This is a genomic window from Ramlibacter cellulosilyticus (assembly GCF_014297465.1).
Classification (GTDB): domain Bacteria; phylum Pseudomonadota; class Gammaproteobacteria; order Burkholderiales; family Burkholderiaceae_C; genus Ramlibacter; species Ramlibacter cellulosilyticus.
Genome location: NZ_JACORT010000009.1, coordinates 148,931 through 175,728, shown reverse-complemented (window position 1 = coordinate 175,728; position 26,798 = coordinate 148,931). Strand labels below are relative to the sequence as shown.

Genomic DNA, 26,798 nt, shown 5'->3' with positions numbered 1-26,798 from the left:
GCGGATGCGCGCCTGTGATGCGACACGAGCTCGTCGTACGCATCTGCCTGACACGCGCTGCGCGGTCTTCCTACAGACGTGGCGCGACCCTTGCATGGTATTGCGACGCACCATTGCGAAGGGTTACGAGTTTGCGTTTCCCCTTGCAATGCGCCGTCTTCGCACTGTCATCCAAGCCTCCTAGCATGGGTCCACAAGTTCGAAGACGAGACGCCCGCAGGAGAAGGTTCATGACATCTGCCGACTACCGGATCGAAAGCGCGCAACCGATCGCCGGACGGTTCTGGCCCGTGGCCGGAACCAGCGAACTCGCCGTCAAGGACCGCGCGCTGGCGGTCAGCATCGCCGCCAAGAGCTTCACCCGCGGCAGCGAGATCCGCGTCGTGCACGTGCCGACCGGCGAAGTGGTCTTCCGCAAGCCGCCACAGGACCGCCCCGTCGCCGCCGACGACCTCTGATCAAGCGCGCGAGCGCAGGGTCCGGCTCAGGAGGACGACGGGCACCAGCCCCACCAGCACCAGCGCGAGCGACGGCAGGGCGGCTTCGCCCAGGCGCTCGTCGCGGGCGAGCTGGTAGGCCACCACCGCCAGCGTGTCGCTGTTGAAGGGCCGCAGCACCAGCGTCGCGGGCAGTTCCTTCATCACGTCCACGAACACCAGCAGCGCCGCCGCGGCCGCGGAGCGCTTCAGCAGCGGCCAGTGCACGCGCGCCAGCAGGCCGGCGCCCCCCGCGCCCAGCATGCGGGCGGAATCGTCGAAGCTGGCGGGGATGCGCGCATAGCCGCTCTGCACCGACTGCAGGGCGACCGACACGAAGCGCACCAGGTAGGCCCAGACGATCCCCAGCACGGTGGCCGTCATCCAGTAGCCCACGCCGCTGGCGGGCCAGGCCTGCTGCACCCAGCCGACGGGCAGCAGCAGCCCCACGACGAGCACCGTGCCCGGCACCGCATAGCCCAGGCCGGCCAGGTGCACGACGCCGCGCGTGAGCCCGTCGGGCGCGCGCCGCACGCGGTACGCGAGCAGCAGCGCGAGCAGCACGGCCAGCGCAGCGCTCAGCCCGCCCAGTCGCAGGCTGTTGAAGGACCATTGCAGGAAGCGGTCCCAGGGCAGCACCGACCAGTCGGCGGCGAGCGGCCGCAGCATGAACGCCAGCGGCAGCACGAATCCGAGCAGCACCGGCAGGCCGCACACGCACCAGGCCAGGACACGCGCCATGCCGCGCAGCACGATCGGCTGCGCCTCGGTGCCGCCGCGCGCGCGCATCGCCGCGAAGCGCAGGCGCTTCTGCGCGCGGGCCTCGAGCCCGAGCAGCAGGGCGACGACGACCAGCAGCACCGTCGCGAGCTGCGCGGCGGCGATGCGGTTGTCCATGGCGAGCCAGGCCTTGTAGATGCCCGTGCTGAAGGTCTGGATGCCGAAGTAGCTGGAGACGCCGAAGTCGGCCAGCGTCTCCATCAGCGCCAGCGCGACGCCGGCAGCGATCGCCGGACGCGCGAGCGGCACCGCCACGGTGCGGATGCGGCGCGCGAGCGGTGCACCCAGCAGGCGCGCCGCTTCCATCAGCTGCGCGGCGCGCTCCGCCAGGGCGGTGCGCACCAGCAGGTAGACGTAGGGGTAGAGCGAGAAGACGAACACGAAGACCGCGCCCGGCAGGTTGCGCACTTCGGGGAACACGCGGCCTTCCAGCGCGAAGCGCTCGCGCAGCCACACCTGCAGCGGGCCGCTGAACTGCAGGAAGTCGGTGTACGCATAGGCGACCACATAGGCCGGCATGGCCAGCGGGAGCAGCAGGGCCCATTCGAAATGGCGCCGGCCGGGGAAATCGAACAGCGTCACGGCCGCCGCGCCCGCGGTGCCGACGAGGGCCGCGCCCGCGGCGACGGCCAGGCACAGCAAGAGGCTGGTGCGGGCGTACGCCGGCAGCACCGTCGCGGCCATCTCGCCCAGGATCTGGCCGCTGGCAGCGTCCCAGGAGAACCAGGAGCCCAGCACGGCGAGGACCGGCAGCAGCAGCAGGCCGGCGACGAGCAGCAGCGGGAGGTCTTTCAGCCGGCGCATGGAGGAGGGGGCGGCGCCGGGGCGCGATTGACGTTGATCACGTAAATGAGAATTGTATGCATCTAGAATCGTGCTCATGCATCTGGAGCTGCGCCAGCTGAGCGTCCAATACCCCGGCCGGCCCCGTCCCGCCGTCGACGGCGTGTCGCTCGGCCTGCGCGCGGGCGACATCGGCGTGCTGATCGGCCCCTCGGGCTGCGGCAAGACCACCTTGCTGCGCGCCGTGGCCGGCCTGGAGCCGGCCAGCGCGGGCGAGATCCGGATCTCCGGCCAGGACGTGGCGCGGGTCCCGCCCGAGCGCCGGCAGGTCGGCATGGTCTTCCAGGATTACGCCCTCTTCCCCCACCTCGACGTGGAACGCAACGTCGCCTTCGGCCTGCCGCGCAGCCTCTCGCGGTCCGAGCGCCGCGCGCGCGTGTCCGAAGTGCTGGGGCTGGTCGGCCTGGGCGGCAGCGAGCAGCGCATGCCGCACGAGCTCTCGGGGGGGCAGCAGCAGCGCGTCGCCCTGGCCCGCGCGCTGGCGCCCCGGCCGCAGCTGCTGCTGCTGGACGAACCCTTTTCCAACCTGGACGTGGACCTGCGCGAGCGGCTCGCGCACGAGCTGCGCGGCATCCTCAAGGCGGCGCAGGCGACCGCCCTCTTCGTCACGCACGACCAGCTGGAGGCCTTCGCCATCGGCGACCTGATCGGCGTCATGCACGAAGGCAAATTGCACCAGTGGGACGACGCGTACACGCTCTACCACCGGCCCGCCACGCGCTTCGTGGCGGACTTCATCGGCCACGGCGTGTTCGCGCCGGCAACGCTCAAGCGCGTGGGCAACCAGGTGGTGGTGCACACGGCGCTGGGCGCGCTGACCGACGGCGCCGAGTGCCCGCTGCCCGCCGCCTTCGGCTGGGGCCAGTGCGAGGTGCTGCTGCGCGCCGACGACATCGTCCACGACGACGAGGCCCCCGTGAAGGCGGAGATCGTGCGCAAGGCTTTCCGCGGCTCGGAGTTCCTCTACACGCTGCGGCTGGCCACGGGAGAGACGCTGCTCGCGCACGTGCCCAGCCACCACGACCACCGCATCGGCGAATGGATCGGCATCCGCGCGCAGGTGGACCACGTGGTCACCTTCGAGCGCGAAGGCGGGGTGGCGGCGCCGCCCATAGCGTCGTTCCCGGCCTGAACCACCCTTCCTGAACGCAGAGGTCGCAGAGGATTCGCAGAAGTCGCAGAGGAATACCTTCAGGCGGATGTTCTCTGCGACCTCTGCGTACCCTCTGCGACCTCTGCGTTCAAACGTCTCAAACCCTCCACGGCTTCCCGCAAATCCTCCGCCCACTGCCGGCGGTCCCGACCTTCCGCCACCTGCGGCTCCCCGAAGCGCACGTGCGCCACGAACGGCCTTCCCGCCAGCGTGCGCCACAGCGAGCTGACCAGCGTGTCGTCGCCCAGGTAGAGCGGCCCTTCGCTGTCCTTCCCGCTCGCGCGGTCCACGAAGCGCAGCGCCACCGGCAGCACCGGTGCATGCGCGGAGATCGCGGCCTGGATCAGGTTGGCGTGGAAAGGCAGCAGCGCCTTGCCGTCGCCGGTGGTCCCTTCGGGAAACACCGCGACGATGTCGCCGGCCTTCAGGCTCTCGGCCATGTGGTGCACCACGCGCATCGCATCGCGCCGCTTCTCGCGCTCGATGTAAAGCGTCCCGCCGCCGGTGGCCAAGGTGCCGATCAAGGGCCAGTGCTTCACGTCCGACTTCGACACGAAGCGGCAGTGCCGCGCCGCATGCAGCACGAGGATGTCCAGCCAGGAGAGGTGGTTGGACACGATCAGCATCGGCCCTTGCGCCGGCGCGTGCCCGGTCACATGCAGGGGGATGCCCAGCACGCGCAGCATGCGCTGCGCCCAGGCCTGCACCGTCGCGTCGCGCCGCTGCTGGTTCCAGCGCGGGAACAGCAGCGTGATGGTCAGCCAGCCGGCCAGCGCATGGACCAGCGCATGGAGGATCTTGCCGAGCGCGCGGAGCAGCCTCACGCGGCGGGCTTGGCTTCGTAGGCGACCTGGCCGCCGACGATCGTGAAGCGCACCGCGCCGGGCAGCTCGTGCCCGCCGAAGGGCGTGTTGCGGCCCTGGCTGCGCAAAGCGGCGGGCGTGACCGTCCAGTGCGCCTGCGGGTCGAACACGCAGACGTCCGCGACGCCGCCGTCCACGAGCTGGCCGGCGCTCGCCTGCAGCGTGCCGAGCGCGGAGCCCAGCACGCGCGCCGGCTCGCTGGTCAGCACCGCGAGCGCGCGCACGAGCCCGACGCCGTCCTCCTGGCCCCACTTGAGGGCGAGGCCCAGCAGCAGCTCGAGGCCGGTGGCACCGGGTTCCGCCTCCGCGAAAGGCAGCGTCTTCGCGTCCTCGTCCACGGGCGTGTGGTCGGATACCAGCGCGTCGATGGTCCCGTCGGCCAGGCCCTCGCGCAGCGCGTCGCGGTCGCGCTGCTGGCGCAGCGGCGGCGACAGGCGCATGCGGCTGTCGAAGTAGCCGATGTCGACGTCCGTGAGGTGCAGGGAGTTGATGCTGACGTCGCAGCTCACCTTCAGGCCTTCCTGCTTCGCCTGCCGCACCAGCGCCACGCCCGCGGCGCTGCTGATGCGGCACAGGTGCACGCGTGCGCCGGTCGCGCGCATCAGCTCGAAGATCGTGTGCAGCGCGATCGTCTCCGCCATCACGGGGATGCCGGAGAGGCCCAGCCGCGTCGCCAGCGCGCCGCTCGCCGCCACGCCCTTGCCCAGGTGGTAGTCCTGCGGACGCAGCCACACGGCGTAGCCGTAGGTCGCCGCGTACTGCATCGCGCGCTGCAGCACCTGCGTGTTCACCAGCGGCACCTCGGCCTGGCTGAAGCCGACGCAGCCGGACTCGGTGAGCTCCGCCATCTCGGTCAGCACTTCGCCGGCGAGGTTGCGCGTGAGCGCGCCCAGCGGGAACACCCGCGCCTGGTGCAGCTTCTCCGCCCGGAACTTGAGCATGTCCACCAGCCCCGGCTCGTCGAGCACGGGGTCGGTGTCGGGCGGGCAGACGACGCTGGTGATGCCGCCGGCCACGGCCGCGGCCATCTCGCTCTCCAGCATGCCCTCGTGCTCGTGGCCGGGCTCGCGCAGGCGCACCGCCAGGTCCACCAGCCCCGGCGCGACGATGCAGCCGCGCGCGTCGATCACGCGGTTGGGCGCGAAGCCTTCGGGAATGCTGCCCACGCCGATGACGCGGCCGGCGGCCAGCGCCACGTCGCAGTGTTCGTCGAAGTTGCGCGCGGGATCGATCACGCGTCCCTGCCGGATGAGGATCTTCATGCGGCCTCCCGCGTGTTGGCGGCGACGATGCCCATCACCGCCATGCGCACCGCGATGCCGAAGGTCACCTGCGGCAGGATCACGCTCTGGCGTCCGTCGACCACGGAGGAGTCGATCTCCACGCCGCGGTTGATCGGCCCCGGGTGCATCACGATCGCATCCGGCTTCGCCAGCGCGAGCCGCTCCGGCGTGAGGCCGTAGCGCTTGAAGTACTCCTGCGACGAGGGCAGCAGCGCGCCGCTCATGCGCTCGTTCTGCAGCCGCAGCATGATGATCACGTCGCAGCCCCGGATGCCCTCTTCCAGCGAGTGGCACACGCGCACGCCCATGTCCTTCATGTCGCCGGGCACGAGCGTCCTGGGGCCGACCACGCGCACCTCGGCGCAGCCGAGCGTGGTGAGGGCGTGGATGTCGGAGCGGGCCACGCGCGAATGCAGCACGTCGCCCACGATCGCCACCGTGAGGTTGGCGAAGTCCTTCTTGTAGTGGCGGATGGTGTACATGTCCAGCAGCCCCTGGGTGGGGTGGGCATGGCGGCCGTCGCCGGCGTTCACCACGTGCACGTGCGGCGCGACGTGCTGCGCGATCAGGTAGGGCGCGCCCGACTCGCTGTGCCGCACCACGAAGATGTCGGCCGCCATCGCGGAGAGGTTGGCGATGGTGTCCAGCAGCGACTCGCCCTTCGCGGTGGAGGAGCGCGCGATGTCGAGGTTGATCACGTCGGCCGAGAGGCGCGTCGCCGCGATCTCGAAGGTGGTGCGCGTGCGCGTGCTGTTCTCGAAGAACAGGTTGAACACGCTCTTGCCGCGCAGCATGGGCACCTTCTTCACCTCGCGGTCGCTCACGCTGACGAAGTTCGACGCGGTGTCCAGGATGTGCGTGAGGATGTCGCGCGGCAGCCCCTCGATGGAGAGCAGGTGGATCAGCTCGCCGTTGCTGTTCAGTTGCGGGTTTCTCTTGTGCAGCATGGGATCTTTCAGCTGGCTTTTTCCACCTGGAAGGTGAAGAGGCCGGCGGGGTCGCGCGCGAGGGCGAGCGAGCGGTCGGCCGGCAGGCTCACGCGCGCGGCGGCGTAGTCCGCCTGCACGGGCAGCTCGCGGCCGCCGCGGTCCACCAGCACCGCGAGGGCGACCGAGGCGGGACGCCCGAAGTCGAACAGTTCGTTGAGCACGGCGCGGATGGTGCGGCCGGTGTAGAGCACGTCGTCCAGCAGCAGGATGTGGGCGCCGTTCACGTCGAAGTCCAGCTTCGTCTGCGCCGTCGCGGCCAGCCCGCGCTGCGCGTAGTCGTCGCGATGCATGGCCGACGAGATCACGCCGTGCGAGCCGGGCAGGCCCAGGTCCTTCTGCAGGCGCTCGGCGAGCCACGCGCCACCGGAGGTGACGCCCACGAGCTGCGTATCGGGGCGGCGCAGCTGCTGCACGCCGCGCAGCAGCTCGCGGTAGAGGGCCTCGGCGTCGAGGGTCAGGGCGCCGTTGGTGGAGGCGGTGGTCACGTCAAGCTCCTCAGGAACTGTTCCAGGATGATGCAGGCGGCGCCGGCGTCGGCATCGGTCGCGCCGCCCGCCAGCGCTTCGGTGGTGCTGTAGCGCTCGTCCACCTCGTACACCGGCTTGCCGCAGCGCGCGCGCAGCTGGCGCGCGAACTTGCGCGCGCGGGCCGTATTGTCGTGGCTCGCGCCGTCGGGATGGAACGGCACCCCGACCACCAGCGCGTCGGGCTGCCACTCCTTCACCCGCGCCTCGGCCTGCGCCAGCCGCGCGTCGTTGGCCTCGGCGCGGATGGTCGCCTGCGGCGTCGCCGTGCGCAGCATGCGGTTGCCCACGGCGACACCGGTGCGTTTCGCGCCGAAATCGAAGGCAAGAAAGGTCTGGAAGTGCGGAGGGACGTCGTCGTCGGCCGGCGCGGTCATGCGTGCCCGGCCCCCGGCGAAAGCATCCAGGACTGCAGGCCCAGCAGCGACAGCGCCTTCTCGTAGCGCTCCTCGATGGGCGTGTCGAAGATCACCGAGAGATCCGCGTCCACGGTGAGCCAGCTGTTCTCCGCCAGCTCGGACTCGAGCTGGCCCTCGCCCCAGGCGGAGTAGCCGAGCGTGACCAGCAGCTTGCGCGGGCCGGCGCCGGTGGAAATCGCCTCGAGGACGTCCTTGGACGTGGTCATCTCCAGGCCGCCGGGGATGGTCATCGTCGAGGCATAGACCGACTCGCCGGCGTCCGCGCCCTCGGCGTGCACGGCCTCGTGCAGCACGAAGCCGCGCTCGGTCTGCACCGGGCCGCCCTGCAGCACGGGCGTGGCCGCGATGTCGTCGCGGCCCAGGGGCAGGTCCACCTTCTCGAAGAGGTTGCGCAGGTTGATGTCCGTGGGCTTGTTGATCACGAGGCCCAGCGCGCCGCGCGGGCTGTGTTCGCACAGGTAGACGACGGAACGCGAGAACGACGCGTCCTGCAGCCCCGGCATCGCGATCAGGAAATGATGCGTCAGGTTCATGGGGGTGCCTTCGCTCGCCATGGGGTAGATTTTATTGGATGCACCCGACCTATGCCTCGGCCCTGATGTGGTTCAGGCGCGACCTGCGCGCCCGGGACAACGCCGCCCTCTCCCGGGCCCTGCAATCGGCCGGGTCGGTGCACTGCGCTTTCGTCTTCGACCGGGCGATCCTGGACGGCCTGCCCCGGCAGGACCGGCGGGTGGAATTCATCCGGGAATCGGTCGCCGCCCTGGACGCCGACCTGCGGGCGCTGGGCGGGCGCGGCACCGGACTCGTGACGCTGCACGCGGACGCCGCCGAGGCGCTGCCGGACCTCGCCCGCCGCCTGGGCGTGGAGGCGGTGTTCGCGAACCACGACGACGAACCGGAAGCGCTGGCGCGCGACGGGCTCGTGCGCCAGCGCCTGGCCGACACCGGCATCGCGCTGCATACCTTCAAGGACAGCGTGGTCTTCGAGCGCGGGGAGGTGCTGACGCAGGCGGGCAAGCCCTACTCGGTGTTCACGCCTTACAGCCGGGCCTGGTTCGCCAAGCTGGACGAAGCGGACCTGCGGGCGCATCCGGTGGGCCCCTGGGCCGCGCGGCTCGCGAAGCGCCCGGCCGGGCTGGATGCGGACGTTCCGAGCCTCGCCGCGCTCGGCTTCGCTCCCACCAACCTGGCCGAGCTCCCCTTGCCGCCGGGCAGCGCCGGCGCGGCGCAGCTGCTGGACGACTTCCAGCAGCGCATGGACCGCTACGACACGCAGCGCGAGCTGCCGGGCGTGAAAGGCCCCAGCTACCTCGGCGTGCACCTGCGCTTTGGCACGGTGTCCATCCGCGAGCTCGTGCGCGCCGCCCGCACGCACGACGGCCCCGGTGCCGCCACCTGGCTGAAGGAGCTCGTCTGGCGCGAGTTCTACTTCCAGGTGCTCGCGAATTTCCCGCAGGTGGGCCGCGGCGAGAGCTTCCGCCCGGAGTACGACCGCATCGCCTGGGAAAGCGGGCCGGTGGCGGAGGAGCGTTTCGCGGCCTGGTGCGAGGGACGCACGGGCTATCCGCTCGTCGACGCCGCGATGGCGCAGCTCAACACCACGGGCTACATGCACAACCGCCTGCGCATGGTGAGCGCGAGCTTCCTGTGCAAGGACCTCGGCATCGACTGGCGCCGCGGGGAGCGCTACTTCGCCGGGCAACTCAACGACTACGAGCTCGCCTCGAACAACGGCGGCTGGCAGTGGGCGAGCTCGTCGGGGTGCGACGCGCAGCCGTACTTCCGCATCTTCCATCCCGTGAGCCAGGGCGAGCGCTTCGATCCGGAAGGCAGGTTCGTGCTGCGCTACCTGCCGCAGCTGGCGGGGCTGCCGGCGAAGTTCGTGCACGCGCCGTGGAAGGCCAAGCCGGCCGACCTCGCGGCCGCCGGCCTCGCGCTGGGCCGCGACTACCCGCTGCCGATCGTGGATCATGCGCAGGCACGCGCGGACACGCTGCGCCGCTATGCCGTGGTCAAGTCCTGAACGAGGAGCCGAGCATGCCTTCTTCTCCCGCCGTCCCCGCCTCCGCCTGGCCGCCGCTGCCCTGGCCTGCCTGGCAAGCGACGCACGAGGCGATCCACCTCTGGACCCAGGTCCTGGGCAAGCTGCAACTCGCCGGCACGCCGTGGACCAACCACTCCTGGCACGTGGCCTTCCAGCCCACCGCGCGCGGCCTCGCGACGGCGCTGGTGCCCTGCGAAGGACGGACTTGGCAGGCGACGTTCGACTTCCTGGACCACGCGCTGGTGCTGGAGGACAGCGCTGGCGGCCGCGCGCGCGTGCCCTTGCGCCCGCAGTCGGTTGCGCAGTTCTACGAAGCCGTGCGCCAGGCGCTGCACGGCTTGGGCATCCCCTGCGCGATCCGCACGCAACCCAGCGAGATCGCCGATGCGCTGCCCTTCCAGCACGACGAGGCCGTCCGGCCCTACGACGCCGACGCGGCGCAGCGCTGGTGGCGCGTGCTGCTGCAGGCGCACCGCGTGCTGCGCATCTTCCGCGCGCGCTACGCGGGCAAGTGCAGCCCGGTGCATTTCTTCTGGGGCGCGGCCGACCTGGCGGTCACGCGCTTCTCGGGCCGCACGGCACCGCCGCATCCCGGCGGCGCCCCGCACCTCGCCGACTGGGTGATGCGCGAGGCGTACTCGCACGAGGTGAGCAGCTGCGGCTTCTGGGCCGGCGCGGGCCTGGGCGAGCCCGCGTTCTACAGCTATGCGTACCCGGAGCCGGAGGGGTTCGCGCAGTGGCCGGTGCAGCCGGAGGGGGCGTATTACAGCAAGGCGTTGCGGGAGTTCATCCTGCCGTACGAGGTGGTGAGGAAGGCGGGGGATGCGGTTGCGGTGCTGCTGGCGTTCTTGCAGTCTACGTACGAGGCGGCGGCGGTGAAGGGAAGGTGGGATCGGGCGGCGGTGGAGGTGGTGTTGCCTTGAGCGGTCATCGGTGGGGTTCGCTGGCGCTCACCTGCCGCGGCTGTCGCCGCGCCACCCTACGGCGCTGGGGTTCACTTCGTTCACCGCCAGCCTACGAGACACAGCCCTCCCTTGTAGGCTGGCGGTGAGCGCAGCGAACCCCAGCGTTTCAATGTAGGGTGGCGGCGCGCCAGCGCCGGCAGGTGAACGCAGTGAACCCCACCGAAACGAAAAAGGCGCCCGCAGGCGCCTTTTCCGGATGGGCCTCGATCAGGCCGCCACTGCCTGCGCGCAGTAATGCTTCACCAGGCTCAGCAGCTCCTCTTCCGAGTACGGCTTGCCGAGGTAGTGGTTCACGCCCAGTTCCTTCGCGTGCTCGCGGTGCTTCTCCGCGATCCGCGAGGTGATCATCACGATCGGCAGGTGCGCGAGGCGCGCATCGCCGCGGATGTTGCGGGCGAGGTCGAAGCCGTCCATGCGCGGCATCTCGATGTCCGAGAGCACCACCGAGGGCAGTTCCTCGGCCAGCTTCTCCAGCGCCTGCAGGCCGTCGGCGGCGAGCGCCACGCGGTAGCCTTCGCGCGTCAGCAGGCGCTGCGTCACGCGGCGCACCGTGATCGAGTCGTCCACCACCAGCACCAGCGGCACCGCGGGCGCGGCCGGCGCGATGGGCGTGCTCGGCGTGACGACGCGCACCGCGCCTTCGCCCAGCACCTCGGGGCTCGCCTGGTCCGCGCTCAGCGCGCGGGCCTGCTCGCCGTACACCTGCGCCAGGGCCACGGGGTTGTAGATCAGCACCACGGCGCCGGAGGCGAGCACGGTCATGCCGGCGAGACCCGGCAGGCGCGACATCTGGGGCCCGAGGTTCTTCACCACCACTTCCTGGTTGCCCAGCACTTCGTCGACGTGCACCGCGACGCGCTGCGCCGCGGAGCGGAACACCACCACCGGCAGCGTCTTGCCCTGCGGCTCGGCGCTGCGGCGCGAAGACTGCAGCAGCGCGCCCGACCAGAAGAAGGGCAGCCACTCGCCGCCGAACTCGAAGCTGCCCGTGTTGTAGGCGGCCTGCACTTCCTTCTGGCTGGCGCGGCGCACCAGTTCCACCAGGTTGGCCGGCACGCCGATCGAGAACTTGCCCGAGCGCACCATCACGACCTGCGTCACCGCGGTGGTCAGGGGCAGCACCAGCTTGAAGCTCGTGCCGCGGCCCACCTGCGTCGCGGTCTCGATGCGGCCGCCGAGCGCGTTGACTTCGGCGCGCACCACGTCCATGCCGATGCCTCGGCCGGCGAGTTCCGTCACCTGCTGCGCGGTCGAGAAACCGGGCAGGAAGATCAGGTTCGCCGCGTCCTGGTCGGAGATCTGCTGGTCGGGCGTGATCAGCCCGTTCTCGATCGCCTTCTGCCGGATGCGCGGGATGTTCAGGCCGGCGCCGTCGTCCTGGAATTCCACCGAGACGTCGTTGCCTTCCTGGCGCACGTGGATGACGATGTTGCCGCTGGCGTCCTTGCCGGCGGCGGCGCGCGCTTCCGGCGCCTCGATGCCGTGCGCCACGCAGTTGCGCAGCAGGTGCTCGAAGGCGGCGGTCATGCGGTCCAGCACGCCGCGGTCCATCTCGATGGAGCCGCCCAGGATGTCCAGCTTCACCTGCTTGCCGCTTTCCTTGGCGGCCAGGCGCACCACGCGGTACAGGCGGTCGGAGATGCCTTCGAACTCCACCATGCGGGTGCGCAGCAGGTCGCGCTGCAGTTCGCGGGTCTGGCGGGCCTGCGCGATCAGGTCGTCTTCGGTCGCTTCCACCACGCGGTGGATGTTCCGCTGCACCGTGGCCACGTCGTTCACCGACTCGGCCATCAGGCGCGTCAGTTCCTGCACGCGGGTGAAGCGGTCGAACTCCAGCGGGTCGAAGCCGGCGGCCGTGTCCTTGGCCTGCGCCATGCGCGACTGCATCTGCGACTCGGCCTGCACCTCGATCTCGCGCAGCTGCGTGCGCAGGCGGTCCAGGTTGCCGGTGAGGTCGCCGAGCGAGCCGCGCAGCTGCTTCAGCTCGGACTCGAGGCGCGAGCGGGTGATCATCACCTCGCCGGCCTGCGTGACCAGGCGGTCCAGCAGCTGCGAGCGCACGCGCACCGCCTGGTTGGCGGCCTGGCGCGAGGGCGTCAGCGCCGTGGCGGCGGGCATGGCGATCGCGGTGCGCGTCGGCGCGGGCGACGCCGGAGCGGGCGCCGGCACGTGCACGGTGGGCGCGGCGGCCTGGGGCACCGGCGCAGGCGCGGCCTGCACGCGCGGCGCTTCGGCCGGCTTGGCCTGCTGCACCGGGGCCGGTGCCGCAGCGACGGGCGCCGGAGCGTGCGCGGCAGGCGCATCCGCCGGGGCGAAGCCGCCGGTGGCGCGCAGCGTGTCGAAGCGCGCCTGCATCGTGTCGAAGCGCTGCAGCAGCGCCTCGATGTCCGCGGCGGCAATGTTGTCGTGGCCGAGGTATTCCACCTCGGATTCCATGCGGTGGGCCAGCTCGCCCAGCTGCAGCGCGCCGGCGAGGCGGGCGCTGCCCTTGAGCGTGTGCAGCGCGCGCAGCACCTGGTCGCGCGGCTCGCGCTGGCCCGGATGGTGCGACCACATGCGCAGGGCGCTTCCCAGCTGCGGCATCAGCTCGGCGCCCTCTTCCTCGAAGATCGGGAACAGGTCGGGGTCGATCGCGTCGACGACGTCGAGTTCTTCCTCGGTGTCCACGGACACCAGCGGCGCGCGCTGCGCGGGCGCCGACAGGCCGGCGGGCTGCGCGATGGGGCCGTGGGCGATGGGCCGGGCGGGTGCCATAGGCGCCTTGGGCGCGGACGGGGCCGAGAGCAGGTCCAGGTCTTCCGCGTCGGGCTGCGGCAGCTCGCTCAGGAACTCGGAGCGGGGCTGGCCCTCGGCGACCTTGAGCTCGTGCAGTTCCTGCAGCAGGCGCGGCTCGGGGTCCTTCAGGAAGCCGGCGGCGAACTGGTGCAGCAGGCGGCGCACTTCCTCGGCAGCTTCGGTGAAGCTGCGGGCGTGTTGCGGCGTGCCCTGGGCGAGGGTCTGCGTGTGCTGCAGCGCGCCTTCGAGGGCGCGGGCGATGTCGGACAGCGCCTGGAAGCCCACGGTGGCGGAGCTGCCGGCCAGCGCGTGCGCCCAGCCCACGGTGGAATCGGGCACGCGCTCGTCCATCTGCAGCGTCCACTCGCTGATCTCGGTGGCGAGGCGACGGGACCACTCGTCCGCCTCGTTGAGGTAGACGTTGTAGAGCGGGATGCCGATGCGCAGCGTGCCGATCACCTTCACCTGCTCGTCGCGCGCGGCAGGCGCTTCGACGGGCTCGGGCTCGGGCTGCGGTTGCGCCTTCGCCTCCACCGCGGGTGCGGGAGCGGGAGCGGCCTTCGTCTCCGTGGTGCCGAAGTCGAAGCTGAAGTCGTCCAGCGGCGACATCGGCACTTCGGCCGACGGCATCGCAGCCGGCGCCGGGCCCGCGACGGCGGACAGGCTCGAGAAGTCGATGCCGGCGATCTCCTCGGGGACCTCGGGCAGCGCGGCCGCCGCCGGGGCGTCGAGGTCCATGCGCGGCAGGATGGCCGTGGAGACCAGCTCCGGCAGTTCGTCCGCGGGCGCCACCGGCTCGGCGGGCGCGGCCGGAGCGGCAGGCGCTTCGCCCTTGGGCAGGATCGCGGTGGTGCCGAACTGCGCGAACTCCGGCGGCAGTTCGTCGGCGCTCAGTTCCGCGACCTCGGTGCTCGACACCTCCGGCGCGACTTCGGCCGGCGCGTCGTCGAGTTCGAGGCTGAAAGCCAGGTCCGCGGCGGGTTCGGCGGGCGCGGGGGCCACCGGCGCAGCGGGCGTGTCGTCCAGTTCGAGCGTGAAGCCCAGGTCGGCGAGCTCCATCGCGGGGGCTGCGGGTGTCTCGACGATCGCGGGCGCCCCGGAGTCCAGGGCCTTGAGCGTGGAGAGGATCGCCTCGTCCGTCGCGGGCACCTCGGCGACGGGCGCCGCTTCGATGACTTCCACGGCCTCGGGTGCCGGCGCAGCGGCGCCGGGCAGCTCGATCGCGACCAGGCGCGACTCGGTGCGCAGGGCGTCCGCGGGGCCGCGGAAGGTGCCGGCCTTCCAGGCGAGGTCCTGGCCGGCGGCGATGTCGGAGATCCAGCGGCTGAAGCCTTGCAGCGCGGAGGTGGACAGCGTGCGCAGGTCGTCGTTGGCCGGCTTCTGGTCGGCGAGCCAGGTGTTGAGCACCTGCTCCATCGCCCACGCGGCCTCGCCGAACTCGTTGAGCCCGACCATGCGCGAGCTGCCCTTGAGCGTGTGGAAGGCGCGGCGCAGCGTGGTGAGCTCGCCGACGTTCTTCGGCTCCTCGGCGAGCACCTGCAGCGCATTCAGGCCGTTGGTGACGACTTCGCGCGCTTCCTCCAGGAAGATCTCGCGCAGTTCCTCGTCGCCGTCGTCATCGCCCGTGGTGGGCGCCGCCGCCACCGGGGCGGGCGCGGCCTTCACCGGCGCGGGAGCCGCGGGCTTGCTCTCGACGGGCTTGCCCGCCGCGGGCGGCGTGAGCTCCAGCGAAGGCAGTTCCAGCGCCGGCAGCTCCGGGGCCGGCGCGGGCTTCGCGACGGCAGGGGCAGCGGGTGCGGCGGCCGGGGCGGCAGCAGGCGCCGCCGCAGGCACGGCACGCGCCGCGGGCGCCTCGGAGCGGCCCATCACGGCCCGCAGCTCGCCGGAAGCGTCGTCCCAGACGAACAGCTTCCTGGCCAGCGAGGGCTGGTAGTTCAGCATGTCGATCAGGAAGCCGAGCGCACCGAGGTTGTTGCCCAGCTTGTCGAAGGTGCCGGCGGCGCGCGCCTGCTCTTCGTCGATCTCCGTGGTGAGGATGTTCTCCACGCCGTCGCGCATGCGCGTGACGGCCTGGGCGGCCTGGTCCAGGCCCAGCACCGACAGCACGCCGCGCATCTGCGCGAGGAAGCTCGGCGCGTCGCGCAGCGGGCCCTTGTCGGCCGGGTTGCGGAAGAACTGGTCCAGCAGCTTTTCCAGCTCGCCCATGGTGCCGCGCAGCTCGCCCACCACGCTGCCCATGGTCTGCTTGTCGCTCACGCGCCGGTACAGGTCCTCGACCCAGGGCTCCAGCGGCTCCTGCGCCCCGCCCTGCGCGACCTTCTTCAGTCGCTCGGCGAGGCGCGCCGTGCGTTCGGCGAGCTTCTGGTCGTTGGGGTCGATGTCCTGGAAGGCAGCCTCGAGGTACAGCACCGCGGTCGCGACTTCCATCGCGAGTTCGGGCGCGGGCGCCTTGCCGCTCTTGACCACCGCGTCGACGGCGCCGGACAGCACCGTCGCCAGCGGCTGCGCCGCCGGGTACAGCTTGATCAGCGTGTCGCACAGCGAGTGGAACTGCTCGCCCACGCCCTTGACCTTGTGCGCCTCGCCGCCGGACAGCGCCGACCACGACTCCTTGGAGTTCGCGATGCGCTTGCGCAGCTGCGTCAGCAGCACCGGGTCGAAGCGGCCGAAGGGGCTGCTGGCGTAGTCCACCGGCGCGGCCTTGTCGAGGCCGTAGGCCTGGCGCACGGCCAGCAGGGCCGGCGCCGCGGCGCCCGCGGGCGGCACGGCCTGCGCGCAGAAGAACACGAGGTCCTGCGCGAGGCGGTCGGAGACGCTCTGGTCCCCCTTGGCGAGCGATGCGTACTGCAGCAGCACGCGCGAGGCGGCGCGCTTGACGTAGACGTCGGCGGGCAGCAGGCCCAGCGCGATCGCCTCGAAGTAGCCGGCGGCCACCTTCCAGAAGGTCCTGGGCTGCTTCGCGTCCTGCGCGGCGGCCAGGCCGAGGCTCACCTCGGCGAGGTCCTTGCCGGCGGCCGGGTCGGCGGCCTTCACGATCTTGAGCACCGCCTGGTCCATGCGGCCGCGGGTCGCGGGGTCGTAGGCCAGCGCGGGCGCGGCCGGCGCGGCGACGTCGTTCCAGCGCCAGTCGATGGCCCACAGGTCCGTCGGGTGCGCCTGCGCGCCCGAGACGTCCTGCACGTCCTTGTACTGGATGAACAGCGACAGGGCGGACACGTTCTTGCCGCCCAGGAGCGCCTCGAGGTATTCCGTCAGCGCGAAGCCGGCGCGCTCCACCTTGGCGGCAGCCGCTTCGGTGCACAGCTCGGGGCGCTCGATGAACTTCTGCACCGCCGCTTCCATCGCGCGCAGGATGTGCGCGGGGGCGCCGAGGCCCACCATCTCCAGCGCACCCACCGCCTGGTGCATGTGCTGGCGCGCGATGCGCAGGTGGCCGCTGTCGACGCTGGCCATGTCCTCGCCGCGCGCCTGCGCGGTTTCGCGCACGAAGCGGCGCAGCGCGGACGAGGCGGACTCGAGGGACTTGCGCAGTTCATCGAGCACCCAGGCCAAGGGGCCCAGGTCGTTGTTCGCCAGATCGATGTCTTGGGCTGCTGCTTGCATGTGTCTAGGGACTAGGGTCTAGGGGCTGGGGTCTAGGGAGGGCGGGGCTTCGGCTGTCTTCCCTAGCCCCTAGCCCCTAGCTCCTAGTCCCTCGCAACTCAGGCGATCTTGAACCGCGACACCGACTGGCGCAGTTCCTCCGCCATCCGGGTCAGTTCGCGCACCTGCTGCGCCGTCGAACGGGTACCTTCACCCGTCTGCTCCGTCACCGCGAAGATGTGCTGGATGTTGCCGGCCACCACGTTCGCCGATTCGGCTTCGCGGGATGCGGACTGCGAGATCTGTTCGATCAGCTCGGCGAGGCGGCGCGACACCTGGTCGATCTCCGTCAGCGCGGTACCTGCGTTGTCGGACAGCTTGGCCCCTTCCACCACGCCCTGCGTCGAGCGCTCCATGGCGGCCACGGCGTCCTGCGTGTCGGTCTGAATGGCCTTCACCAGCGCCGAGATCTGGCGCGTCGCGTCCGCGGAGCGTTCGGCCAGTCGCTGCACTTCTTCCGCCACCACCGAGAAGCCGCGGCCGGCTTCACCCGCGGACGCGGCCTGGATGGCGGCGTTCAGGGCCAGCACGTTCGTCTGTTCGGTAATGTCGGAAATCAGCTCGGTGATTTCGCCGATCTCCTGGGACGATTCGCCCAGCCGCTTGATCCGCTTGGAGGTTTCCTGGATCTGGTCGCGGATGGCGTTCATGCCGCCGATCGCGTTCTGCACCGCCTGCAGGCCGGATTCCGCAGCCTTCAGCGACTGGCGCGCAACCTGTGCGGATTCCTGCGCTTGTCCGGCAACGGTGTTGATGCGACCCGCCATGTCCAGCACCGACTGGCCGGTTTCGCGGATCTCGCGCAGCTGCTCGGTCGAAGCCGCCAGCAGCTCGGTGGACGTGGATTCCACCTGCGCCGTCGTCTGCGCCACCTTCGTGGCCGTGTTCTGCACGTTGCCCACCAGCTGGCGCAGTTCTTCCACCGTGTAGTTCACCGAGTCGGCGATGGCGCCGGTGATGTCCTCGGTCACGGTCGCTTCCTGCGTGAGGTCGCCTTCGGCGACCGACTGCAGTTCGTTCATCAGCCGCAGAATGGCCGCCTGGTTGGCGTCGTTCACGCGCTTGGCTTCCTGCTCCTGGCGCTCGGCTTCGTGGCGCTGCGCTTCGGCGCGTTCCTGGCGGGTGCGCGAGTCCTGCAGCTGCACGTAGGCGAGGCCGAAGGCGCACAGCACGGCGAAGGCACCGGCGCCCACCAGCGAGATGAATTCCCAGAAGCCCAGGCCGGTCTGCGTGGACAGCTTGCCCTGCAGTTCTTCCAGTGCCTTCCGCAGCGGTTCGGAGTCCGCAATGATCGACGCCTGCGCTTCCCGCGCGGACACCAGGCCCTGCAGGTTGCCCAGGATGGCGCCGGCCTGCGTGCGGGTCTGCTCGTACAGCTGCAGCAGCGCCTGCAGGCGCTCGCGCGTCTGTTCGTCCTTGGTGCCGGCCAGGCGCAGCTCGGGGCTGCCATCCAGCAGGCCCTGCGCGATTTCCTTGAAGGAGTTCAGGTCCTTGCCCAGCAGGAACACGGCTTCCGGCGATACGCCTTCCATGGTCAGGAATTCGTTCGCGGACTTGCCGATCCGCTGCGTCAGCATCACCAGCTGGCCGGCGGCGGAGATCTCGGCCGGGTTCGCGTTCTGCTGCAGCTTCAGCGATGACACGGTCTCCGCGATTTCCAGCAGGTCGGAAGACTGGCGGTTGATCGTGCGCAGCGCGGTGCCCACCTGCGTCAGGATCTTCTGCTGGCCCAGCACGGTCGCCGCATGCTTCTCGGCGCGCGTCACGGGCGGCAGGATCTTGTCGTTCAGTTCGGCCTGCAGTTCCGGCGCGACCTGCGACAGGCGCAGGTTCGCGTCGCCGTCCTTCAGGCCGCGCACGGTCTGCGCCAGCACCTGCGAGGACTCCTTCACGTCGGGGAAGGCCTGCGGCGAGCCGATCAGGGCCTGCGACACGGACTTCGCGAGACGCTGCGACTGCATCAGCGAGTTACCGGTACCGGCCACCTGCTGCGCGATGCGGTCCGCCTGGTTCACCGCGTAGAAGGCCACGCCGCCCAGCGCGACGAGCGCGACGGACAGCAGCGTGAACAGGATGCGCTGGTGGGTGGCGGCGGTCTTGCGTCCCAGCAGCGGGACGCTGATCAGTTCCGCCTCGTCGACTTCCTCGACGATCGAGTCGTCGCCGATGGTGGTGTCGTTCTGGGTGCTGCCGGCTTCGATGCTGGCGGTCGTCGATGCGGGACCGTGCGTCCCGCCGAGGCTCAGTTCCTGCGTGACGGACGGATCGACCTCATCGTCGGAGGGCTTCTTGCCGAACAGGTTCTTCAAGGAGAAAGTGGCGGACATGGTGTGCCTTCGGGGAGGTCTAAGCGCTGATGCTCAGGAATTGCGGTTGTTGCGACAGCGCCTGCAGGTTGATTTCCTGCCAGTACGCGCCGCTGGCATCGGTGTAGCCGCTGCCGAAGTAATCGGGCGAGCCCTCGGGGGCGTCGTTGGACGAGACGAAGGCGTCGGTGTTGCGCAGGCCGGCGAGGCGGTCGATCAGCAGGGCGCAGTTCACTTCCAGCAGCGCGTTGAGCGCCACCAGGCGCGACTCGGCGCGGCCGGCGTCGGAACGCTGCACGGGAGCCTGCCCCGTCACGAAGCTGGCCAGGTCGACGACGCCGAAGAGGCCGCCGCGCAGGTTGGCGACGCCCAGGAACCAGCCCTGGGTGTACGGGACCTGCTGGGTCTGCGTGTACGGGAAGATCTCGCCGGATTGCGCGAGGGGGAACAGGAACTTGCCGCCGGCTGCCTCGACGGCGAGCCAGCCTGCCTGCACGCCCTCGGTGCGGGCAGCCTGGAGCCGGCTGGCCAGCCGGCTCTGCAGTTCGCGGAGGGCTTCGCGGTTGGCCATGGGAACCTACTGCTCGCTCGCGCCGCTCAGCCCAGGGCCTTGATCTTGGCCATGAGCTCGGCGGCGTCCACCGGTTTGGTGATGTAGTCGCGCGCGCCCTGGCGCATGCCCCACACGCGGTCGGTTTCCTGGTTCTTGCTCGTGCACATGATGATCGGCACGTCCGCGAACTGCGGGTCGCGCGTGATGGCGCGCGTGAGCTGGAAGCCGTTCTGGCCGGGCATGACCACGTCCATCAGGATCAGGTCGGGCTTCTCCTCGCCGAGGCGGCGGAACGCGTCTTCCGCGCTTTCGGCGGTCTTGACCGAGAACCCGTTCTTCTGGAGCAGGTCGGTCATGAACATCAGTTCGGTCTTGGAATCGTCCACAACGAGGACTTTGCGGATGGCCATCGCCACTCTCCTTCTTATTTCGCGGTGCCGAACTGCTGCACCGTCTGCAGCAGCTGGTCTTTCGTAAACGGTTTGGTCAGGTAGTCCTGCGAGCCGACCATGCGGCCGCGCGCCTTGTCGAACACGCCGTCCTTGGAGGACAGCATCACGACGGGGACACCGGAAAACTTGGCGTTGCGCTTGATGATGGCGCAGGTCTGGTAACCATCCAGCCGCGGCATCAGGATGTCGCAGAAGATCAGGTGGGGCTCGTAGTCGTTGACCTTGGACAGGGCGTCGAATCCGTCCTCGGCCAGCATCACCTCGTGGCCGCCCTGCTTCAGGAAGATCTCCGCACTGCGCCGGATGGTGTTGCTGTCATCGATCACCAACACCTTCAATCCAGTGGTGCTCACTTGACGCCTCTCCTCATCTTGTTACTGCTCGATGCGGCATCCCTCTTAGTGTCCCAACGCCGCGGGTTCTTGCTTCTTGTCTTAGATCTGGACCATCTCGAAGTCTTCCTTGCGAGCCCCGCATTCGGGGCAGGTCCAGTTCATCGGTACCTGCTCCCACGGGGTTCCGGGGGCGATGCCGTGGTCTGGTGCACCGGTGGCCTCGTCATAGATCCACCCGCAAATCAGACACATCCAGGTCTTGGTCGTCGTCTCGGTCACAGCTTAAAGGGCCTTCGTCTAGAATGCAACGATTGTATCTAGGCCCTTTGCCTACCCTGTACGGGAGGCGCCGCAGGGAAGATCACGGGCCCATGACGAATTCCACACCTATCCAGACCAAGCCCTCCGAACCCGGGAGCGAGGACCAGGGACCGGCGTGCGTGATGGTGTTCAACGCGAGCGATCCGAGCGGTGCGGGCGGACTCGCCGCCGACGTCACCGCGATCGCTTCGGTCGGTGCGCATCCGCTGCCCGTCGTGACCGGCGCGTACGTGCGCGACACGGGTGAAGTCTTCGACCATTTTGCCTTCGACGAAGACGCCGTCGCAGAGCAGGCGCGCACCATCCTCGAGGACGTGCCGGTGCAGGTGATCAAGGTCGGTTTCGTGGGCAGTCCCGAGGTCCTCAGCACCATCGCGGAGATCGCCGCGGACTATCCGGACGTGCCCGTCATCTCGTACATGCCGGCGCTTTCCTGGTGGGACGAAAGCCCCACGGACCTCTACGAAGACGCCTTCCGCGAGCTCATGTTGCCGCAGACGACCGTGTTGGTAGGAAACCACAGCACGCTGTGGCGATGGCTGTTGCCGGAGTGGAACAACGAGCGTTCCCCGTCCGCCCGCGACCTCGCCAAGGCCGCCGCGGACATGGGCGTGCCCTACACCCTGGTCACCGGCGTGCCGCTGCCGGACCAGTTCGTCGAGAACGTGCTCGCGACCCCCCAGGCGGTGCTCGCCAGCGAGAAGTTCGAGCGCTTCGACGCCGTGTTCTCCGGTGCCGGCGACACGCTGTCGGCCGCCCTGGCGGCCCTCGTCGCCGGTGGCGCCGACCTCGCCGCCGCCGCCGTGGAAGCCCTCTCCTACCTGGACCGCTGCCTCGACGGCGGCTTCCGCCCGGGCATGGGCAACGTGGTGCCCGACCGCCTGTTCTGGGCCCAGCCCGAAGCCGGGGAAGCCGACGACGACGAGGAGGCCAGCGATGCCACCCAAGTCTTCGACCTCCCCGCGCATGACACAAAGCACTGACCGCAATTCCGAACTGTTCGAGCGCGCCCGCGCGCTGATCCCCGGCGGGGTGAACTCGCCGGTGCGCGCCTTCCGCGCCGTCGGCGGCACGCCCCGCTTCGTCCAGCGCGCCGAAGGCGCGTACTTCTGGGACGCGAACGGCACCAAGTACATCGACTACATCGGCTCCTGGGGTCCCATGATCCTGGGCCACGGCCACCCGCGCGTGCTCGAGGCCGTGCAGCGCGCCGTGCAGGAAGGCTTCTCCTTCGGCGCGCCGACCGAGCGCGAGATCGAGCTCGCCGAGGAAGTGGCGAAGCACCTGCCCTCCGTGGAGATGCTGCGGCTCGTGAGCTCCGGCACCGAAGCGGCCATGAGCGCCATCCGCCTCGCGCGCGGCGCGACCGGCCGCAACCGCATCGTCAAGTTCGAAGGCTGCTACCACGGGCATGCGGACTCCCTGCTCGTGAAAGCCGGCTCGGGCCTGGCCACCTTCGGCCATCCGACCTCCGCGGGCGTGCCCGCCGAAGTGGTGCAGCACACGCTGGTCCTCGAATACAACAACATCGCGCAGCTGGAAGAGGCTTTCGCCACGCACGGCGGCGACCTCGCCTGCGTGATCATCGAAGCCATCGCCGGCAACATGAACTTCGTGCGCGCGAGCGTGCCGTTCATGAAGCGCGCCCGCGAGCTGTGCACGCAGCACGGCGCGCTGCTGGTGTTCGACGAGGTGATGACGGGCTTCCGCGTGGGCCTGCGCGGCGCGCAAGGCGTGTACGCGCAGCAGATCCCCGGCTTCGTGCCCGACATGACGGTGCTGGGCAAGGTGATCGGCGGCGGCATGCCGCTGGCGGCCTTCGGCGGCCCGCGCGCGCTCATGGAGAAGCTGGCGCCGCTGGGGCCGGTGTACCAGGCGGGCACGCTCTCGGGGAACCCGGTGGCGACGGCCTGCGGCCTGGCGACGCTGCAGGAGATCGCGCAGCCGGGGTTCTACGAAGCGCTCGCGCGGAAGACGCGCACGCTGGTCGACGGCCTGAGCGCCGCCGCGAAGGACGCCGGCGTGCCCTTCAGCGCGGACTGCGAAGGCGGCATGTTCGGCTTCTTCCTGCTGCCGCAACTGCCGCAGAACTACTCGCAGGTGATGAAGAGCGACGCGCCCGCGTTCGGCAAGCTGTTCCACGCGCTGCTGGATCGCGGGGTGTACATCGCGCCGGCGTTGTACGAGGCGGGATTCGTGTCGTCGGCGCACGGCGACGAGGACATCCGCCTGACGGTGCAGGCGGCGCGCGACGCGTTCCAGACCCTGTCCCCGGGCGCTTGACCGTAGGCTGGGTTGCGCGAATGCGCACCCCAGCGTTGCGCGGAAGCGCCGGGGTTCGCTTGCGCGAAACCCAGCCTACGTTCGGCGTCCGGCTGTCCGCCTTCTTAGTGCCGGAAGTGGCGAACGCCGCTGAACACCATCGCGACGCCGCGCTCGTTCGCCGCATCGATCACTTCCTGGTCCCGCATCGAGCCGCCCGGCTGGATCACGCAGGTCGCGCCCGCGTCCACCACCACGTCGAGGCCGTCGCGGAAGGGGAAGAACGCGTCGCTCGCCACCGCGGTGCCCGCGAGCGACAGCTTCGCGTGCTGCGCCTTGATGCTGGCGATGCGCGCGGAGTCGAGGCGGCTCATCTGGCCGGCGCCCACGCCCATGGTCATGCCGTCCTTGCAGAACACGATGGCGTTGGACTTCACGTACTTGGCCACCTTCCACGCGAACAGCAGGTCCTGCAGTTCCTCCTGCGTCGGCTGCTTCTTCGTCACGACCTTCAGCTCGGACAGCGTCAGCTCGCGGTTGTCGGCGGTCTGCATCAGCATGCCGGAGCCCACGCGCTTCACGTCCACCAGGTTCTGGCCCTTGTCCCAGGGCCGCTCGCCGCCGGGCGGCAGCGCGATCTTCAGCAGGCGCACGTTGGCCTTGCCCGCGAAGACCTGCAGCGCCTCGGGCGCGAAGTCCGGCGCCATCAGCACCTCGACGAACTGCTTCGCCACCGCCTGCGCACCGGCGCCGTCGAGCGGCCGGTTGAAGGCGATGATGCCGCCGAAGGCCGAGGTCGGATCCGTCTGGAAGGCCTTCGAGTAGGCCTCGAGCGGGTCCTTGCCCACGGCAACGCCGCAGGGATTGGCGTGCTTCACGATCACGCATGCCGGCGTGGCGAAGCTCTTGACGCATTCCCACGCCGCGTCCGCGTCGGCGATGTTGTTGTACGAGAGCTCCTTGCCCTGCAGCTGCTGCGCGACCGCCAGCGAGCCCGGCGCCGGATGCAGGTCGCGGTAGAACGCGGCCTGCTGGTGCGGGTTCTCGCCGTAGCGCAGGTCCTGGATCTTCACGAAGCGGCCATTGGCCTGCGCGGGGAACATGGAGCGCGAACCATCTTCCTGCAGCGCCGAGAGGTAGTCGCTGATCGCCGCGTCGTAGTTGCTGATGCGGTTGAAGGCGGCCACGGCGAGCTTGAACTTCGTCTGCTGCGAGACCTGGCCGGAGGTCTTCAGCTCGTCGAGCACCCCCTGGTACTGCGACGCGTCGGTGAGCACCGCCACGTCCTTCCAGTTCTTGGCCCCGCTGCGCACCATGGCCGGGCCGCCGATGTCGATGTTCTCGATCGCGTCTTCCAGCGTGCACCCGGGCTTCGCGACGGTCTGCTCGAAGGGGTAGAGGTTCACCACGAGGATGTCGATGGTGCTGATCGCATGGCGATGCACCGCCGCCATGTGCTCGGGCAGGTCGCGGCGCGCGAGCAGGCCGCCGTGGATCTTGGGATGCAGGGTCTTCACGCGGCCGTCCAGCATCTCGGGGAAGCCGGTGACCTCGGCAACTTCCGTCACGGGCAGGCCCTGGTCGGCGATCAGCTTCGCGGTCCCGCCGGTGGAGATGAGGCGGATGCCCAGGTCGTGCAGGGCCCTGGCCAGTTCGGCGATGCCGGTCTTGTCCGAAACGGAGATCAGTGCATTCATGGTGTTGGGGACAGTGCAGCGCGGCCACTGGCCGCTTCCGGCCAGGCCGCAAGGTCTTACTTAAGCAACTTGTGTTCGATCAGCTTCTTGCGCAGGGTGTTCCGGTTCAGCCCCAGCCACTCCGCGGCGCGCGACTGGTTGTTGTCGGCCTTCGCCATGACCACCTCCAGCAGCGGTTTCTCCACCACCTTCACCAGCATCTCGTACATGCCGTCGGGCTCGGTCCCGCGCAGGTCGCGGAAATAGCCCTCCAGGCTCGCACGGACGCACTCCTCGATGTGCTTCTTGCTCATGTGTTTTCTTCGGCAAGCTCCTCCATCCCCGCAGCGGAAGCGACCGGCAGGCGGTCCATCCGGGCGGCGAGGCCCTCGAAGAAGCGGTTGACGGCGGACAGCTGCGTCATGCTGTCCTCGATCGCGATCATCTCCGCGCGGAACGCCTCCCCTCCCGGAAGCGAGCGCACGTACCACCCGATGTGCTTGCGGGCGCTGCGCACACCGGTGAATTCGCCATACAGCGCGTAGTGGTCCTGCAGGTGCGCGACGAGCGCGCGCTGCACCTCGGCCACCAGCGGCGGCGCGAGTTCGGTCCCCGTGGCCAGGAAGTGCGCGATCTCCCGGAAGATCCACGGCCGCCCCTGGGCCGCGCGGCCGACCATCACGGCGTCGGCGCCGGTGGCGGCGAGCACCGCGCGCGCCTTCTGCGGCGACACGATGTCGCCGTTGGCGACCACCGGGATGCGCACCGCGGCCTTCACCGCGGCGATGGTGTCGTATTCGGCCAGGCCCTTGTAGCCCTGCTCGCGCGTGCGGCCGTGCACGGTGAGCATCTGCACGCCGATGTCCTCGAACGCGCGCGCCAGCGTCACGGCATTGCGGTGCGCGGCCGACCAGCCGGTGCGCATCTTCAGCGTCACCGGCACGCCATGCGGCGCGCACGCGTGCACAACGGCCTGCGCGATGGCGAGCGCCAGCGGCTCGTCCTGCATCAGCGCGGAGCCCGCCCACTTGTTGCAGACCTTCTTGGCCGGGCAGCCCATGTTGATGTCGATGATCTGCGCGCCGCGCTCGACGTTGTACGCGGCGGCCTCGGCCATCATCTGCGCATCGGTGCCGGCGATCTGCACGGCCACCGGTCCCGGCTCGCCGTCGTGATTGGCGCGGCGCGAGGTCTTCAGGCTGTTCCACAGGTCCTTGCGCGAGGTGACCATTTCGCTCACCGCATGGCCCGCGCCGAAGGCGCGGCACAGCTGGCGGAAGGGACGGTCCGTCACACCGGCCATCGGCGCGACGAACACGTTGTTCGCCAGGGTGTAAGGGCCGATGCGCATGGGGGTGGAAAGGGGCTGCCGAAAAAAGAGGCACGATTGTAGGCCCCGGGCGTTTCAGTGCCTGAAATCGGTCGCTTGCGCCGGATCAACCCAATCGCGACGGCTGCTCCGATAACATGCCGCGCACATGCCCTCCTGGATGGAAACACTGTTCGCCCTGCTGGCGCTGCCGCAGTACGGGCTCAGCACGCTCTTCGTCGCTGCCTTCATCTCCGCCACGCTGCTGCCCATCGGCTCGGAGCCGGCGCTGTTCGGCCTGCTGAAGCTGAACCCCGACCTCTTCTGGAGCGCGATCGCCGTGGCGACGATCGGCAACACGCTGGGCGGCATGCTGGACTGGTGGATGGGCTACGGCGCCCACGAGGCCGTCGACAAGTACCGCCACTCGCGCACGCACCTGAAGGCGCTCGACTTCCTGGAGCGGCTCGGGCCCAAGGCCTGCCTGCTGTCGTGGCTGCCGATCGTCGGCGACCCGCTGTGCGCCGTCGCCGGCTGGCTGCGCCTGCCCTTCTGGCCCTGCACGGCCTACATGCTGGTGGGCAAGTTCCTGCGCTACTTCGTGATGACGGCGGCGCTGCTCTGGATGTTTCCGCACTGAGCATCCTCGGCGCCGGCGGGCGAGCTCGCCAGCCCCACCGCGAAGACCAGCGCCAGCAGCAGCGCATAGAGCAGCAGCTCGTAGCAATACGCCGCGCGATGGCGCAGGCGCACGAGGAAGCGGTGGGTGGGGGTCATGGGCGGCTCCGGGCCGCCCATGATGGAAGCGGCCGCGCGCGATTGCAG

Annotated in this window: 24 protein-coding genes; 7 read left to right on the top strand and 17 right to left on the bottom strand. The window is 70.1% G+C overall.

What is annotated here, in order from left to right; translation table 11 throughout:
• Nucleotides 1-230 precede the first annotated feature (230 nt).
• Nucleotides 231-458 carry a hypothetical protein gene (locus H8N03_RS19820; protein ID WP_187077948.1) on the top strand — a complete coding sequence of 76 codons (228 nt, stop codon included), beginning with the start codon at nucleotides 231-233 and terminating at the stop codon, nucleotides 456-458.
• On the opposite strand, the gene H8N03_RS19815 is transcribed toward H8N03_RS19820, so the two are convergent.
• Nucleotides 459-2,060: an ABC transporter permease gene (locus tag H8N03_RS19815; protein WP_187077947.1), complete on the bottom strand. Its 1,602-nt coding sequence runs from the start codon at nucleotides 2,058-2,060 to the stop codon at nucleotides 459-461.
• A gap of 76 nt (nucleotides 2,061-2,136) precedes the next feature.
• Here H8N03_RS19815 and H8N03_RS19810 point away from each other — a divergent pair, with 76 nt between their 5' ends.
• On the top strand, nucleotides 2,137-3,231 hold the full coding sequence (locus tag H8N03_RS19810; protein WP_187077946.1) for an ABC transporter ATP-binding protein: 1,095 nt from the start codon (nucleotides 2,137-2,139) through the stop codon (nucleotides 3,229-3,231).
• 59 nt (nucleotides 3,232-3,290) lie between these two features.
• On the opposite strand, the gene H8N03_RS19805 is transcribed toward H8N03_RS19810, so the two are convergent.
• From H8N03_RS19805 to H8N03_RS19780, 6 genes are read right to left on the bottom strand one after another with little or no spacing between them, the layout of a single operon-like run.
• Nucleotides 3,291-4,076: a lysophospholipid acyltransferase family protein gene (locus tag H8N03_RS19805; protein WP_187077945.1), complete on the bottom strand. Its 786-nt coding sequence runs from the start codon at nucleotides 4,074-4,076 to the stop codon at nucleotides 3,291-3,293.
• Entirely contained in the window at nucleotides 4,073-5,377 is a 1,305-nt protein-coding gene (locus H8N03_RS19800; RefSeq protein WP_187077944.1) for a dihydroorotase, read from the bottom strand. The genes H8N03_RS19805 and H8N03_RS19800 overlap by 4 nt, the downstream gene beginning before the upstream one ends.
• Complete coding sequence (locus tag H8N03_RS19795; RefSeq protein WP_187077943.1) at nucleotides 5,374-6,345, bottom strand: aspartate carbamoyltransferase catalytic subunit; 972 nt, start codon at nucleotides 6,343-6,345, stop codon at nucleotides 5,374-5,376. The genes H8N03_RS19800 and H8N03_RS19795 overlap by 4 nt, the downstream gene beginning before the upstream one ends.
• A gap of 8 nt (nucleotides 6,346-6,353) precedes the next feature.
• Nucleotides 6,354-6,872: a bifunctional pyr operon transcriptional regulator/uracil phosphoribosyltransferase PyrR gene (gene pyrR / locus H8N03_RS19790; RefSeq protein ID WP_187077942.1), complete on the bottom strand. Its 519-nt coding sequence runs from the start codon at nucleotides 6,870-6,872 to the stop codon at nucleotides 6,354-6,356.
• Nucleotides 6,869-7,288 (bottom strand): Holliday junction resolvase RuvX, encoded by a 420-nt coding sequence (gene ruvX / locus H8N03_RS19785; RefSeq protein WP_187077941.1) that lies wholly within the window; start codon nucleotides 7,286-7,288, stop codon nucleotides 6,869-6,871. The genes pyrR and ruvX overlap by 4 nt, the downstream gene beginning before the upstream one ends.
• Nucleotides 7,285-7,884, bottom strand: coding sequence for a YqgE/AlgH family protein (locus tag H8N03_RS19780; protein WP_187077940.1), 600 nt, complete (start codon nucleotides 7,882-7,884; stop codon nucleotides 7,285-7,287). Before H8N03_RS19780 ends, ruvX begins: the two co-directional genes overlap by 4 nt.
• A gap of 17 nt (nucleotides 7,885-7,901) precedes the next feature.
• Here H8N03_RS19780 and H8N03_RS19775 point away from each other — a divergent pair, with 17 nt between their 5' ends.
• A complete protein-coding gene (locus H8N03_RS19775) occupies nucleotides 7,902-9,356 on the top strand; it encodes a cryptochrome/photolyase family protein (protein ID WP_187077939.1) in 1,455 nt (484 codons plus the stop codon).
• Between the two features lie 14 nt (nucleotides 9,357-9,370).
• Nucleotides 9,371-10,300: a DUF5996 family protein gene (locus H8N03_RS19770; RefSeq protein ID WP_187077938.1), complete on the top strand. Its 930-nt coding sequence runs from the start codon at nucleotides 9,371-9,373 to the stop codon at nucleotides 10,298-10,300.
• Between the two features lie 249 nt (nucleotides 10,301-10,549).
• Here the strand turns inward: H8N03_RS19770 and H8N03_RS19765 are convergent, their stop codons facing one another.
• The 6 genes from H8N03_RS19765 to H8N03_RS19740 form a co-directional block, all read right to left on the bottom strand.
• Entirely contained in the window at nucleotides 10,550-16,720 is a 6,171-nt protein-coding gene (locus H8N03_RS19765; RefSeq protein WP_187077937.1) for a hybrid sensor histidine kinase/response regulator, read from the bottom strand.
• Nucleotides 16,721-16,818: 98 nt separating this feature from the next.
• The gene (locus H8N03_RS19760; protein WP_187077936.1) at nucleotides 16,819-19,086 is read right to left on the bottom strand and encodes a methyl-accepting chemotaxis protein; all 2,268 of its coding nucleotides are present in this window, start codon (nucleotides 19,084-19,086) and stop codon (nucleotides 16,819-16,821) included.
• A 19-nt stretch (nucleotides 19,087-19,105) separates the two neighbouring features.
• Complete coding sequence (locus H8N03_RS19755; RefSeq protein ID WP_187077935.1) at nucleotides 19,106-19,636, bottom strand: chemotaxis protein CheW; 531 nt, start codon at nucleotides 19,634-19,636, stop codon at nucleotides 19,106-19,108.
• 26 nt (nucleotides 19,637-19,662) lie between these two features.
• Nucleotides 19,663-20,028 carry a response regulator transcription factor gene (locus H8N03_RS19750; RefSeq protein WP_187077934.1) on the bottom strand — a complete coding sequence of 122 codons (366 nt, stop codon included), beginning with the start codon at nucleotides 20,026-20,028 and terminating at the stop codon, nucleotides 19,663-19,665.
• 14 nt (nucleotides 20,029-20,042) lie between these two features.
• Nucleotides 20,043-20,423, bottom strand: coding sequence for a response regulator (locus H8N03_RS19745; RefSeq protein WP_187077933.1), 381 nt, complete (start codon nucleotides 20,421-20,423; stop codon nucleotides 20,043-20,045).
• Between the two features lie 81 nt (nucleotides 20,424-20,504).
• The gene (locus H8N03_RS19740) at nucleotides 20,505-20,657 is read right to left on the bottom strand and encodes a rubredoxin (protein WP_187078047.1); all 153 of its coding nucleotides are present in this window, start codon (nucleotides 20,655-20,657) and stop codon (nucleotides 20,505-20,507) included.
• 119 nt (nucleotides 20,658-20,776) lie between these two features.
• Between H8N03_RS19740 and thiD the strand changes: the two genes are divergently transcribed.
• Nucleotides 20,777-21,709 (top strand): bifunctional hydroxymethylpyrimidine kinase/phosphomethylpyrimidine kinase, encoded by a 933-nt coding sequence (gene thiD / locus H8N03_RS19735; protein WP_187077932.1) that lies wholly within the window; start codon nucleotides 20,777-20,779, stop codon nucleotides 21,707-21,709.
• Complete coding sequence (gene hemL / locus H8N03_RS19730) at nucleotides 21,693-23,009, top strand: glutamate-1-semialdehyde 2,1-aminomutase (protein ID WP_187077931.1); 1,317 nt, start codon at nucleotides 21,693-21,695, stop codon at nucleotides 23,007-23,009. Before thiD ends, hemL begins: the two co-directional genes overlap by 17 nt.
• A gap of 104 nt (nucleotides 23,010-23,113) precedes the next feature.
• Here the strand turns inward: hemL and purH are convergent, their stop codons facing one another.
• From purH to dusB, 3 genes are read right to left on the bottom strand one after another with little or no spacing between them, the layout of a single operon-like run.
• The gene (purH, locus tag H8N03_RS19725) at nucleotides 23,114-24,685 is read right to left on the bottom strand and encodes a bifunctional phosphoribosylaminoimidazolecarboxamide formyltransferase/IMP cyclohydrolase (protein WP_187077930.1); all 1,572 of its coding nucleotides are present in this window, start codon (nucleotides 24,683-24,685) and stop codon (nucleotides 23,114-23,116) included.
• A 56-nt stretch (nucleotides 24,686-24,741) separates the two neighbouring features.
• On the bottom strand, nucleotides 24,742-24,978 hold the full coding sequence (locus tag H8N03_RS19720; protein ID WP_187077929.1) for a Fis family transcriptional regulator: 237 nt from the start codon (nucleotides 24,976-24,978) through the stop codon (nucleotides 24,742-24,744).
• Entirely contained in the window at nucleotides 24,975-26,015 is a 1,041-nt protein-coding gene (gene dusB / locus H8N03_RS19715; protein WP_187077928.1) for a tRNA dihydrouridine synthase DusB, read from the bottom strand. Before dusB ends, H8N03_RS19720 begins: the two co-directional genes overlap by 4 nt.
• A gap of 127 nt (nucleotides 26,016-26,142) precedes the next feature.
• Between dusB and H8N03_RS19710 the strand changes: the two genes are divergently transcribed.
• A complete protein-coding gene (locus H8N03_RS19710; RefSeq protein WP_187077927.1) occupies nucleotides 26,143-26,613 on the top strand; it encodes a YqaA family protein in 471 nt (156 codons plus the stop codon).
• On the opposite strand, the gene H8N03_RS19705 is transcribed toward H8N03_RS19710, so the two are convergent.
• A complete protein-coding gene (locus tag H8N03_RS19705) occupies nucleotides 26,568-26,750 on the bottom strand; it encodes a hypothetical protein (RefSeq protein WP_187077926.1) in 183 nt (60 codons plus the stop codon). The genes H8N03_RS19710 and H8N03_RS19705 overlap by 46 nt on opposite strands.
• Between the last annotated feature and the right edge of the window lie 48 nt (nucleotides 26,751-26,798).